Genomic DNA, 12,875 nt, shown 5'->3' with positions numbered 1-12,875 from the left:
ACGACACTGTGGCTAGCCGCTATTCCTCAACCCCGCCGAAATCCCGTTGATCGTGATCTGAATCCCGCGCAACACCTGCTCGTCCGGGTTCTGCGCGCGATGCTCCTTCAAGAGCTCGACCTGCACGTGATTGAGCGGATCGAGATAGGGGAAACGGTTGCGGATGCCGCGGTCCAGCAGCGGGTTGCCTTGCAGCAGCCGGTCGTGGCCCATGATGTCGAGCAGCGTCTCGATCGACAGATGCCACTCGCGGCGGATCTGGCCGAAGATCTTCTCGCGCAACGCGACGTCGGGCACCAACTCGGCATAACGCGAGGCGATCGCGATCGAGCTCTTCGCCAGCACCATGTCCATGTTGGACAGCAGCGTGCGGAAGAACGGCCATTCCCGGTAGAGTTCCTGCAGGAACGGCATGCCCTGCTCCGGATGCTCCGCGATCCAGGTCTCCACCGCCGCGCCAAAACCGTACCAACCCGGCAGCATCAGCCGGCATTGCGCCCAGGAGAACACCCAGGGGATGGCACGCAGGTCCTCGATCTCGCGGGTCTTCTTGCGCGAGGCCGGACGGCTGCCGATGTTCAAGGTCGCGATCTCGCTGATGACGGTGGAGCCCCAGAAATAGTCGGCAAAGCCTTCGGTTTCATAGACGAGGCCACGATAAGCCTTGAAGGCGAGCGCGGAGAGCTGCTCCATCGCCTTGAGATATTCGGTACGCGGCGCGCTCTGCCGCGGCTGCAGCAGGCTGGTCTCCAGCGTCGCCGCGGCGAGAATTTCCAGATTGCTGCGGCCGACCTCGGCATTGGAATATTTCGAGGAGATGATCTCGCCCTGTTCGGTGATGCGGATCTGGCCGTTCACCGCGCCGCCGGGCTGCGCGATGATCGCATCATAGCTCGGGCCGCCGCCGCGGCCGACCGAGCCGCCGCGGCCGTGGAACAGGCGCAGCCGCACGCCGTGGCGCTCGAACACCTCGACGAGTCCGATCTCGGCCTTGTAGAGCTCCCAGCCCGAGGTGACGAAGCCGCCATCCTTGTTGCTGTCGGAATAGCCGAGCATCACCTCCTGCACGCTGCCGAGACTGTCGACCAGTTTGCGATAGTCGTGCAGCACCAGCATGCGGTCCATGATCCCGCTCGAGGCCTGTAGATCCTCGATGGTCTCGAACAGCGGCACGACGTTGATCGCGCTGCGGCCGGACGGATTGACCAGCCCCACCTCCTTCAGAAGCACCGCGACCTCGAGCATGTCGGACATGCCCTTGCACATCGAGATGATGCACTGGGGGATCACCTCGGGGCCGAATTTGGCATGTGCCTCCGCCGCGGCACGGAACACGGCGAGCTCGCTTTGGGTCTCTTCGGAATATTTGACGAAGGGCGAGACGAGCGGCCGCGCGCTGCGCAACTCGCCGAGCAGCAGGCTGACGCGGGCGTCCTCGCCGAGCGCCAGATAGGACATGCCGGAATTCGCGGTATCGAGCAGCTCGGCGATGGTGCGCTCATGCACCGCCGAGTTCTGGCGGATGTCGAGCCGCGCCAGATGGAAGCCGAAGCAATCCACCGCGCGCCGCAACAGCCGCAGCCGGCCGCGCGCGATCACGCCGGAATTGTTCGCGATCAGCGAGCGATTGAGCACGTCGAGATCGGCCTGGAATTCCTTGACGCTGGCATAGGGCTCGGCCTTGCCGACCGGCGGCCGCGTGGTCTCGACCTCGAGCCTCCTGGCGGTCGCCGCGAGCCGCGCGTAGATGCCCGAGACGGCCAGCCGATAAGGCTCGCCGCTTCGATGCGGTGAGGTATCGGGCGAGCGCTCGGCAAGGGTCCGCAGTTCGTCCGACACGTCGGCGAGAAACGCCGCCAGCGACAGCTCGGCACCGAGCGCGTGCAGCTCCTCGAGATAGAAGCTGAGCACCCGGCTCGACTGCAGCCGCAGCGTGCCGCGCATCACCTCGGCGGTGACGAACGGATTGCCGTCGCGATCGCCGCCGATCCAGCTTCCCATCCTGAGGAACGAGGCGAGCTCGCCCGCTTCGCCACCCTCCTTGTTGAGCCGGTCCTCCAGCGCGCAATGCACGCGCGGGACCTCCTGCAGGAAGGTGTAGTCGTAGAACGACAGGCCGTTGGCGACCTCGTCGAGCACGGTCAGCTTGGTCCGGCGCAAGAGATTGGTCTGCCACAGCGTCACGACCGCGCGGCGGAGCTGCTCGTCGCTGGCCTCGCTCTCCTCCGGGGTCATCTGCAGCCGCTCGCGGCGGTCGAGCAAGTCAGCGATCTCCATCTCGCGGTCCATCGTGCTCTTGCGGCGGACCTCGGTCGGATGCGCCGTCAGCACCGGACTGACCAGCGCGCTCCTGAAGAAATCGCGCAGGTCGGCCGGGCTGATGCCGGCCTGCCGGGCGTGGACCAGCGTCTGCTCCAGCGTGCTCGGGCGCGGCGCCCCGCTCGGGCCGCGGCTGCGCATCTGGCGGATGTTGTTCTGGTCCTCGGCGATGTTGGCGAGGTGGGAGAAATAGCTGAAGGCGCGGACGATCTGCAGCGTCTCGGCGATCGACATGCCGTCGAGGATGCCCTCCAGCTCCCGCCGCGCCAGCTTGTCCTCGTCGCGATGGAACCGGACCGAGGTCTGGCGGATGCGTTCGACCAGGTCGAACACGTCGGCCCCCTCCTGGTCGCGCACGGTGTCGCCGAGGACGCGGCCGAGCAGGCGGATGTCGTTCCGGAGCCGTGCATCCTCCTCCTGCGCCTGCACTTCTGCCGCGCGCCTGGCCTGGAGATCGGTCTCGGAAGGCATGGTCTGGGGAGGCAAGATCTGGGGAGACATGGCTGGCTACTCCAGAGGCTGCCGGGCTCGCTCCAAATGTGCGCATTTTTTGCCGCAGCGCAAGATGAACTTGGGGGCGGTGCACCACTGCCCGTCGTCCCTGCGAAAGCAGGGACCCATAACCACCGATGCCCGAGGTTGGCATCCGATGGGGCCACGGCTCGTGCAAGCGGAGGCATCCGTGGTTATAGGTCCCGGCCTTCGCCGGGACGACAGCGAGTTTGTGCTCCTAAATCCTCCGCCCCGCCCGCTCCCAATATGGATCGCGCAGCCGGCGCTTGAAGATTTTTCCGGAATCCTCCCGCGGCAGGTTGGTCTGGATCTCGATGTGCTTGGGCACCTTGTAGTCGGCCAGCGCGGTCTTCAGCTGGGCGCGGACCCCTGCGATGTCCAGCGTGACGCCCGGCTGCGGCTCGACCACCGCCATCAGCGCCTCGCCGAACTCGGCATCGGGAATGCCGAACACCGCGCAATCGTGCACGCCGGGGACCGCGTGCAGCACCGCCTCGATCTCCGCCGGGTAGATGTTGACGCCGCCTGAGATCACCATGTCGCGCTTGCGGTCGCAGATGAAGACGTAGCCGTCGGCATCGATATAGCCGACATCGCCCGAGGTGATGAATCCCTCGCGGTCGATCTCGGCCCGCTTCTCGGACTTGTTGTGATAGGTGAAATCGGGATTGCCCTTGATCCGCGAATAGATCTCGCCGATCTGCCCCTGCGCCACCTCCTGGCCATCGTCGCCGATGAAGCGCAGCTCGGCGCCGGGCGAGATTTTTCCGACGGTGCCCGGCTTCTTCAGCGCGTCCTCCGAAGTTGCAAACGTCACCGCTCCCGACTCGGTCGAACCGTAGAATTCGTAGATCACCGGTCCCCACCAGTCGATCATGGCGCGCTTGACGTCGGCAGGGCACGGCGCCGCGGCGTGGATGATGTGGCGCAGCGACGACATGTCGTACTTGCTGCGCACCTCCTCCGGCAGCTTCATCAGGCGGATGAACATCGTCGGCACCATGAAGATGGTGTCGATCCGCTCGCGCTCGATCAGCGCCAAAAATTCCTCCGCGTCGAAGCGCGGCATCAGCACCAGCGCGCCGCCGAGCTTGCCCGAGCGCAGCCCGAACGAATTCGGCGCGGAATGATACAACGGCCCCGGCAGGATCGCGCGTGCCCTCGGCTTCAGGCCGTAGATCATCCCCCGCATCGCTTCCGCATTGGCGGTCTGCTCGGGCGTCGGCGCGAAGCGGCGCACGCCCTTCGGGTGGCCTGTCGTCCCCGAGGTGTAGATCATGTTCTGCGGCTGCGGCACCACCGGGCCGTCATAGCGCGGGAACTGGGCGAGCCAGGCTTCGAAATCGATCGCGAAATCCGGCGTCGTCAGATGATCGGGATTGATCTTGTAGTTGGCGAGGATTTCCGGCGGCGTCGGCACGCTGAGCACGGTGACGTCAGGCGGGATCGCGCCGCGCAGCGGATGCAACATGTCGGCATGGCCGATCAGGACGCGCGTGCCGGAATCCGTCAGCACGTAGTTGATCTCCTCCGGCTTGAAGTGCCAGTTGATCGGCACGCCATAGGCGCCAAGCCGCATCGCTGCGTAGGCGGCCTCGATGAAGGCGATGTCGTTGCGCATCAGCATGCAGACGCTGTCGCCCGGCTTGACGCCGAGCTTGTTCAGGCCGCTGGCAATGCGCTCAGTGCGCTCGGCCACCCCTGCGTGATCGCGCCGGCGCTCGCCGCTGATAATGCCGAGGAAGGGTTGGGACGTTTCGCTCATCTGTTGTTCTTGTTCTTCGTTGTTGGTTAGCGACGCTGGAAGTTGTCGTCATCACCGGGCTTGTCCCGGTGATCCACGTGTTCACCGCCGCAACGAAGACGTAGATGGCCGGGACATCTGCGCGAAGACGCGCTTCGCGCTTTTGCCCGGCCATGACGGCGTAGAGATTCACGCATCCGCAAACCTTGGCGCGCGCTTCTCCAGATTGGCGCGCACGGATTCAGTCTGGTTCGGGCGGCCGAGCAGCTTCTGCTGCTCGACGGATTCCGCCAGCAGCGCGGCGGCCGGATCGACCGACAGATTGTTCAGCATCCGCTTGGCGGCACGGATGGCATCCGGGCTCTTGCCGGCGATCTCGCGCGCGACTTCCAGCGCGGCAGCGCGCGGGTCGTCGCAAACGCGGGTCGCGAGGCCGTAGCTCTGCGCTTCCTGCGCCGAGAAGATGCGGCCGGTGTAGGTGAGCTCACGCAGGATGTCGTCGCGCACCAGGCTCGCGAGGATCGGCGTGCCCGCCATGTCGGGCACCAGGCCCCATTTGATTTCCATGATCGACATCCGCGCATCAGTCGAAAGGAAGCGCATGTCCGCACCGAGCGCGAGCTGGAAACCGCCGCCGAACGCGACGCCATGAACCGCGGCGATCACGGGCACCGGAAGCTGGCGCCAGCCCCAGACCGCCTGCTGCGCGAAATTGGCCTTGCCATGGGTGCGGATCGTGAGGTCACGGTTCTCGCCACCCGGCACCCCGTTACCGCCGTCCTTCATGGCGGCGAACCGCCCCATGTCGAGCCCGGCGCAAAACGCCCGGCCCTCGCCTGATAGCACCACCACCCGAACGGCTTTTTCCTTTGAAAGCCGGTCGGTTGCGGCGACCAATGCCTCGAACATCGCGGCATCGAGCGCGTTCATCTTGTCGGCCCGCACCAGGCGGACATCGGCGATACCGTCCGAAATCGATATCGAAACGCGATCTTGCATTGAAATCTCCTCCGCTGTTCCTTGATGGCGCTTTACACAAAGGCCGTTGTCCGCTTTTAGTCAATCGACCAATTAACTGACAACCCCCGTGGAGGAAACGATGTTCTCTGATCAGCTTCTTACCGGGCGGCGCATCCTGGTCACCGGCGGCGGCACCGGCCTCGGCAAGGCCATGGCCTCGCGGTTCCTGCAGCTCGGGGCCGAGGTGCACATCTGCGGCCGCCGCAAGAGCGTCTGCGACGAAACCGCCACCGAATTGATGGCCGAGCATGGCGGACGCGTGGTCAGCCATGGCGTCGACATCCGCAATGCCATGGCGGTCGACGAGATGATCGAGGCGATCTGGACCACCAGCGGTCCGCTCACCGATCTGATCAACAACGCCGCCGGCAATTTCATCTCGCGCTCGGAAGAGCTCTCCGCGCGCGGATTTGATGCAGTGGCCAACATCGTGATGCACGGCACCTTCTACGTCACGCACGCGGTGGGCCGGCGCTGGATCGCCGGCGGCCATCGCGGCAATGTGGTGTCGATCACGGTGACCTGGGTGCGCAACGGCTCGCCCTATGTGGTGCCGTCGGCGATGAGCAAGTCGGCGATCCACGCCATGACCATGTCGCTTGCGATCGAATGGGGCCGCCACGGCATCCGCCTCAACACCATCGCGCCCGGCGAGATCCCGACCGAAGGCATGAGCAAGCGTATCAAGCCCGGCGACGAGGCCGGCGCGCGCACCAAGGCGATGAACCCGATGGGCCGCGTCGGCACCATGGAGGAGTTGCAGAACCTCGCGGTGTTCCTGATCTCCGGCGGCTGCGACTGGATCAACGGCGAGACCATCGCCATGGACGGCGCCCAGGCGCTCGCGATGGGCGGCAATTTCTACCAGCTGCGCGACTGGAGCGACGATGACTGGACCAAGGCGCGCGAGTCGATCAAGGCGCAGAACGAGAAGGACCGCGCGGCGCGCGGCTGACGCGACAGCTCGCGCCTCAACCTCTCCTGTCGTCCCTGCGAAAGCAGGGAGGTGGATTCACACTCGAAGTGCAACACTTGGGAGAAGGCCTCGGCGGGAGTTTGGAAGTCAAGAGATTTGCGCGGGGTGTTGTTGTAGGCGTTGAAGGACTGATGGAAGCGGCGGGTCGGGAGGGTTGCGAGGTCGGTTTTGCGCGGGATGAAGCGCCGCATTCGACCGATCGCATTCTCGATGCCGCCCTTCTGCCAGGGCGCGTGCGGATCGCAGAAGAAGGTCTCGATCGCGAGGCGGTGCAGCGCCGTGTGGCAGGCGAACTCGGTGCCATTGTCGAAGGTGACGGTCTGGCACAGGTCCTGTGGCAGGGATGCGAACAAGCGAACGAGATGACGGGCGACCCCGCGCGCAACCTTGCTGGCGAGGCGGATGCCGAGCAGCAGGCGCGAGGTGCGCTCATGCACAGTCAGGACGGCCTGACCGTATTTGGAGAACATCATCAGGTCGGCTTCCCAATGACCGGGAGTGCTGCGATCGGCGGCCTCGATAGGCCGTTGATCCAAGGAAACACGGCCTTCGATGAAGCTTGCGGGGCTGCCGCCCTTCTTGCCGCGGTAACCGCGCTTGCTCTTGCCGCGCGGCAGATAACGCCGCCAGCTGAAGTCCGAGGTGCGTCGGATCTGGGCGTAGATGAAGCGGTAGATGGTCTCGTGGGAGATCACCTTGCGGCCGTGTTCGCGGGCCAGCCGGCCGGCGACCTGCTCGGGCGACCAGCCCCGACCCAGGCGTTCCAACACCGCACGGCGCAGGCCGGGCTCCCGTTCGAGGCGTACGCCCGTCCAGCGCCGTGCTCGCATCTGTTGCTGGGCATAGCCGGGTTTGTAGCCGACCTGGACGCCTCGATTGCGGGTCAGCTCCCGAGAGATCGTTGATGGCGAGCGATCCAGAGCTGCCGCGATTTGCCGGACCGAGCTGCCATTGGCCGAAAGCCGGGCAATCTCGCATCGCTCGTCCAGGGATAGCTGCTCGTAACTCCGCCCCATCGCAACACCTCCTCAAGGAAGTGTTGCACTTCGTTTGTGAACTCAGGGGACCCATAACCACCGCTGCGCGTCGTTGAGCTCGCTGGGGCCCCAGCATCGCACCACACTCGCATTTGTGGTAATGGGTCCCGGCCTCCGCCGGGACGACGATGTTGAAACATCGCAGCCACTTCCCCCGTATTGTCTTTGCTGCCGGATGCCGCCACACTCCGCGCAACCAAAACAAGTCGTCACGGGGGAAACATGTCCGCTGCGCCGAAACTGACCAACCTTGCCGACATGGTGCGCGACCGCGCCAGCAGTCTCGGCGATGCGCTGGCCTATGAGTTCGAGGGACGGCAAACCAGCTTCGCCGAATTCGACATCAAGACCAACCGTGTCGCCAACGCGCTGATCGCGATGGGCGTCAAAAAAGGCGAGCGCATCGCCTATCTCGGCAAGAACAGCGACTTCTATTTCGAGCTGTTGATGGGCGCGATGAAGGCCGGCGTGGTGATGGCGCCGGTGAACTGGCGGCTGGCGGGCCCCGAGGTCGCCTTCATCGTCGACGACTGCAAGGCACCGATCCTGTTTGTCGGCCCCGAATTCGTCACGCAAGCGCGCAACATCAGGGACAAGCTGCCCAGCGTTCGCACCGTCATCACGACCGAGGGCGGCGCGCCGGAATGGCCCGACTATCTCGCCTGGCGCGGCGCGCAGAGCGACGATGACCCGCGCGTCCCGCTCGAGCCGACGGACATCGCGATCCAGCTCTACACCTCGGGCACGACGGGCAAGCCGAAGGGCGCGATGCTGTCGCACGCCAACTTCCTCAACCTCGTGCAGAGCGGCAACGAGGCCGAGAAGCCGGAATGGAACCGCTGGACCACCGACGACGTCTCGCTGGTGGCAATGCCGATCTTCCACATCGGCGGCTCCGGCTGGGGCGTGATGGGGCTCTATCACGGCGCCCGTGGCGTGATCGCGCGCGAATTCGACCCGACCAAGGTGCTCGATTTCTTCGAGCAGTCCGGCATCACCAAATTGTTCATGGTGCCGGCCGCAATGCAGTTCGTGGTGCGGCAGCCGCGCGCGCGGCAGGTCGACTTCTCCCGTTTGAAGTACATGCTGTATGGCGCCTCGCCGATCCCGGCGGCGCTGCTCAAGGAATGCATCGAGGTCTTCAAATGCGGCTTCGTGCAGATGTACGGCATGACCGAGACCACCGGCACCATCGTGGCACTGCCGCCGGAAGACCACATCGAGGGGCTCGAGCGGATGCGCTCGGCCGGCAAGGCGCTGCCCGGTATCGAGCTTGCGATCCTTGATCCGGACGGCAAGCCGCTGCCGCCGGGCGAAGTCGGCGAGATCGCCACCCGTTCCGGCTCCAACATGGTCGGCTACTGGAATCTGCCCGAGGCCACCGCGCGCACCATCGACAATGACGGCTGGCTGCGCACCGGCGATGCCGGCTACATGGACAGTGACGGCTATCTCTACATCCACGACCGCATCAAGGACATGATCATCTCCGGCGGCGAGAACATCTATCCGGCCGAGGTCGAGAGCGCGCTGTGCGACCACCCCGACGTGGCCGAAGCCGCCGTGATCGGCATCCCCGACGACAAATGGGGCGAGGCGGTGAAGGCCGTGGTGGTGATGAAGCCGGGCAAGAGTGCGACGGCCACCGACATCATCAACTTCACCCGCGAGCGGATCGCGGGCTACAAGACGCCGAAATCGGTCGACTTCATCGCCGCGCTGCCGCGCAATCCGTCGGGCAAGATCCTGCGGCGGAATTTGCGTGATCCGTATTGGACGGGCAAGGACCGGCAGGTGAATTAGCCTCCTCTGTCGTCCCGGCCAAGCGAAGCGCGAGCCGGGACCCATAACCACCGTTGTTTGTGGTGGTGAGACGCTGGGGCCACATCTCGTTCAACCAATAGCCTGTCGTGGCTATGGGTCCCGGCCTTCGCCGGGACGACGATAGAGAGAGAGAGAGAGAGAGAGAGAGAGGGAGAGGCTCCCCTCACGCCTTCTTCATCCTCTCCCGCAAGACGCGCCAGCGTTCTTGCGCTTCCTCCGGCCAGACCGCTTTCCGATCGTAATACTCGGCGAACACCTTTGCGCCGGGCGAGAACGTCACCCAGGGCTGCCTGGACGACGTGAAGATGTGCGCATCGGGCGGGAACTGGCTCGGATCATCCAGCGTGCCGACGCGGACGAAGCGTACCGCCGGTCCCGAGCCCGGATAATTGCTCCACACCGCGACTTTGCAGATCGGGCAGCGCGCGATCTTCTGCCCCTTGCCGCTCGCCGACGGCGTGTCGACGATCTCGGGCTCGGCCGCGATGTGCTCGACCCGCTCGGCCTCGTACATCGCGTTGAGCGCATGCACGGTGCCGGTCTCGCGCTGGCACCACGTGCAGTGGCAGGCATGCACGATCAGCGGCCTGCCGGTCAGGCGGTAGCGGACGTTTCTGCAGGTGCATCCACCTTCCATGTCGACCCGCTCCCTCGTTTATCCCTCAGTGCTTGCCGGCTCCCATATAGCCGAACAGGAAGCCCGCCACCTTGCGCTTCTGGATCTCCTCGCTGCCTTCGGTGATGCGATAACGGCGGTGGTGGCGATAGATGTGCTCGAACGGCTTGTGGCGCGAATAGCCCATGCCGCCATGCACCTGCATCGCGCGGTCGGCGGCCTCGCAACACAGACGGTTTGCCCAGAAGTTGCACATCGAGACCCGGTCCGACAGCGTGTGCTCGACCTGCGCCTGAGTCAGCTGATCCATCTCCCAGGCGGTCTTGCGGATCAACAGCCGCAGCATCTCGGCCTGGGTCGCAAGCTCGACCAGCGGCCACTGGATCGCCTGGTTCTCGGCCAGCGCCTTGCCGAACGGTTTTCGCTCGCGGGCATATTTCACGCTTTCGTTGATGCAATACACGGCGGCGCCGAGGGAGCTTGCGGCCTGACGGATCCGGTTCTCATGGACAAAACATTGCGCCAGCGACAGGCCGCGACCGACCTCGCCGAACTGCGCATCTTCAGGCACGAACACGTCGGTGAAGCTGACGCGCGGATGATCGGTCGGCATGTTGAAGGTCCACATATACTCTTCGACCTTCACGCCGGCCGATTTCGCCGGCACCAGGAAGCAGGTGATGCCGCGCGCATCACCGTCATTGCCCGAGGTGCGGGCAAACAGCGCGCAATGCGTCGCGACATGCATGCCTGTCGTCCACATCTTCTCGCCGTTGATGATCCAGCCCTTGACGTTGTCGCGCGTCGCCTGCACCGCCCTGGTTTCCATATGCGTGGCATCCGAGCCGTGCTCGGGCTCGGTCAGGCCGAACGTGATGCGGTACTTGCCGGTGATCGAGCCGTCGATCATCGCCTTCTGCTCGTCGGTTCCATAGCGGTCGAGCATGGTCACGATCGGAAGGTTGCCGACGATCGAATGCTCGTTCTGCAGATCATTGTGCAGGCCGAGACCTTTTGAGGCAAAATGTTCGCGGATCACGGCCATCCAGAGATTGGAGCCGTCCTTGCCGCCATAGCGCTTCGGGATCGCGAAGCGCAGATGGCCGGCGGCGTCGGCCAGGTTCTTGGCCTTGCGCAGCAAGAGCTCCCATTCATGGCGCGGCAGACCGCCCTTGTCGAAATCGGTGCGCGCCCATTCGCGGCGGTGATCGAAGAAGCGGATGTTGTCGTCGGCCGCTTCCAGCGGCTTGATCTCACGTTCGATGAAGCGGTCGAGCTCGGCGAGATAGGCTGTCAGGTCAGCCGGCAGATTGAAATCCAAGGTCGTCTCTCCCGGAAAATTCGTTGATTTTGATTTTGCGTCTAGGCGCTATCGCAAACACGCGTTCGGATCGATTAAGGTGAGAAGCGACAGGCCAAGTCAAGCAGGCCGATGGCGCCTGCGCGCGCGGTCGCGTTGCGTAATTGGATGGCACGGGACGGCGCGCAGGCGTTAGGATACGCAACATATTCTTCGCCACAGAAAATCGACGGGAGCCAACATGGATCTGAAATTCTCCAGGGTGACGCGCAAGGGTCCCATCACCATCGTGACGCTGTCGCGGCCCGAGGTTTACAACGCGCTGCATATCGACGCGCATTTCGAGCTCAACAAGGTGTTCGACGATTTCTCCGCCGATCCCGAGCAGTGGGTCGCGATCGTCACCGGCGCCGGCGACAAGGCGTTCTGCGCCGGCAACGACCTGAAATGGCAGGCCGCCGGCGGCAAGCGCGGCTGGGACAAGGGCGGCTTCGCCGGCCTCACCAGCCGCTTCGACTGCGACAAGCCGATCATCGCCGCCGTCAACGGCGTCGCGATGGGCGGCGGGTTCGAGATCGCGCTGGCCTGCGACCTGATCATCGCCTCCGAGAATGCGACCTTCGCCCTGCCCGAGCCGCGCGTCGGCCTTGCCGCGCTCGCCGGCGGCGTGCACCGGCTGCCACGGCAGATCGGGCTGAAGCGCGCCATGGGCATGATCCTGACCGCGCGCCATGTCAGCGCCAAGGAAGGCCTCGAGCTTGGCTTCGTCAACGAGGTGGTGCCGCAGGGCGAGGCGCTTTCTGCCGCCGAGCGCTGGGCCGAGACCATCGCCAAGAACTCGCCGATGTCGATCCGCGCCTCCAAGCAGGCAATCCAGCGCGGTCTCGAAGTATCGCTGGAACAGGCGATCGCCGAGCAGCGCGAGTATCCGGCGGTGAAGGCGATGGCCGCCTCGCAGGATTACATCGAGGGACCGAAGGCGTTTTCGGAGAAGCGGCCGCCGAAATGGCTGGGGCGGTAACGGACTGTCGCGTCCCGGACGCGGTGCAGCGTGCAACGCTGCGCCGCAGAGCCGGGACCTGCGGCTGATGGACCCCGGATCAGCAGCGCACCGCTTCGCGCTGCGCAGCGTCCGGGGAACGCACCCAAAGTTACTTATTCCCCAACTCCCGCTTGTAGGACGCGTAGTTCGGCTGATCGACGGCGAGCTTGTCCATCGTGGTCTGCCAGAGATGCTCCGATAGCCCCGGCGTGTTCAGATCGACCTCGCCGCTTGCGATCTTCGCCGACAGCGCGCCGTTGAGCTCCATCAGCGTACCATCCGCACCAAGGAGCTGCTTCAGCCGCGCGGCCTCGGTCGTATCGCCCGCCTCGGCAAGCGCAAGCTGCCGCGTCACCAGATCGAGAGCGTTGATGCCGACGCGCAGCTTGAAGCTGTTGTGCCCCTTGATCGCAGGCGCGATCTCGGTGCGCAGGAAATCGGCGACGGCCTTGATCAGTTCGGTGGGTGTCGGTTCGTCCTGCAT

General features: G+C 64.8%; 9 protein-coding genes and 1 pseudogene. 3 read left to right on the top strand and 7 right to left on the bottom strand.

Annotation, left to right across the window (positions count from 1 at the left end; translation table 11 throughout):
• Positions 1-12 precede the first annotated feature (12 nt).
• From ppc to WDM24_RS12835, 3 genes are all read right to left on the bottom strand, one after another.
• Positions 13-2,805, bottom strand: a complete 2,793-nt coding sequence (gene ppc, locus WDM24_RS12845; RefSeq protein WP_166307056.1) for a phosphoenolpyruvate carboxylase — start codon at positions 2,803-2,805, stop codon at positions 13-15.
• Between the two features lie 244 nt (positions 2,806-3,049).
• Positions 3,050-4,597 carry an acyl-CoA synthetase gene (locus tag WDM24_RS12840; protein ID WP_338831484.1) on the bottom strand — a complete coding sequence of 516 codons (1,548 nt, stop codon included), beginning with the start codon at positions 4,595-4,597 and terminating at the stop codon, positions 3,050-3,052.
• 168 nt (positions 4,598-4,765) lie between these two features.
• Positions 4,766-5,575, bottom strand: a complete 810-nt coding sequence (locus WDM24_RS12835; RefSeq protein ID WP_338831483.1) for a crotonase/enoyl-CoA hydratase family protein — start codon at positions 5,573-5,575, stop codon at positions 4,766-4,768.
• A 100-nt stretch (positions 5,576-5,675) separates the two neighbouring features.
• On the opposite strand from WDM24_RS12835, the gene WDM24_RS12830 reads away from it, so the two are divergent.
• Complete coding sequence (locus tag WDM24_RS12830; protein WP_166297765.1) at positions 5,676-6,551, top strand: SDR family oxidoreductase; 876 nt, start codon at positions 5,676-5,678, stop codon at positions 6,549-6,551.
• A 50-nt stretch (positions 6,552-6,601) separates the two neighbouring features.
• On the opposite strand, the pseudogene WDM24_RS12825 reads toward WDM24_RS12830, so the two are convergent.
• A pseudogene (locus WDM24_RS12825) lies at positions 6,602-7,588 on the bottom strand (IS30 family transposase); the annotation flags it as partial.
• 243 nt (positions 7,589-7,831) lie between these two features.
• On the opposite strand from WDM24_RS12825, the gene WDM24_RS12820 reads away from it, so the two are divergent.
• Positions 7,832-9,412 (top strand): fatty acid--CoA ligase, encoded by a 1,581-nt coding sequence (locus WDM24_RS12820; protein WP_338831481.1) that lies wholly within the window; start codon positions 7,832-7,834, stop codon positions 9,410-9,412.
• 184 nt (positions 9,413-9,596) lie between these two features.
• Here the strand turns inward: WDM24_RS12820 and WDM24_RS12815 are convergent, their stop codons facing one another.
• Together WDM24_RS12815 and WDM24_RS12810 are read right to left on the bottom strand one after the other, a co-directional pair.
• Positions 9,597-10,070, bottom strand: a complete 474-nt coding sequence (locus WDM24_RS12815) for a GFA family protein (RefSeq protein ID WP_166297766.1) — start codon at positions 10,068-10,070, stop codon at positions 9,597-9,599.
• A gap of 25 nt (positions 10,071-10,095) precedes the next feature.
• Entirely contained in the window at positions 10,096-11,370 is a 1,275-nt protein-coding gene (locus tag WDM24_RS12810; protein ID WP_338831480.1) for an acyl-CoA dehydrogenase family protein, read from the bottom strand.
• A 220-nt stretch (positions 11,371-11,590) separates the two neighbouring features.
• Between WDM24_RS12810 and WDM24_RS12805 the strand changes: the two genes are divergently transcribed.
• Positions 11,591-12,370: an enoyl-CoA hydratase-related protein gene (locus WDM24_RS12805; protein WP_338831479.1), complete on the top strand. Its 780-nt coding sequence runs from the start codon at positions 11,591-11,593 to the stop codon at positions 12,368-12,370.
• Positions 12,371-12,500: 130 nt separating this feature from the next.
• Here the strand turns inward: WDM24_RS12805 and WDM24_RS12800 are convergent, their stop codons facing one another.
• The gene (locus tag WDM24_RS12800) at positions 12,501-12,875 is read right to left on the bottom strand and encodes a DUF6285 domain-containing protein (RefSeq protein ID WP_338698298.1); all 375 of its coding nucleotides are present in this window, start codon (positions 12,873-12,875) and stop codon (positions 12,501-12,503) included.

This window comes from Bradyrhizobium sp. 27S5, from assembly GCF_037217225.1.
GTDB classification, from domain to species: domain Bacteria; phylum Pseudomonadota; class Alphaproteobacteria; order Rhizobiales; family Xanthobacteraceae; genus Bradyrhizobium; species Bradyrhizobium septentrionale.
Note: the sequence above shows the minus strand (reverse complement) of the source record. Positions and strands in the feature narration are given on the sequence as shown.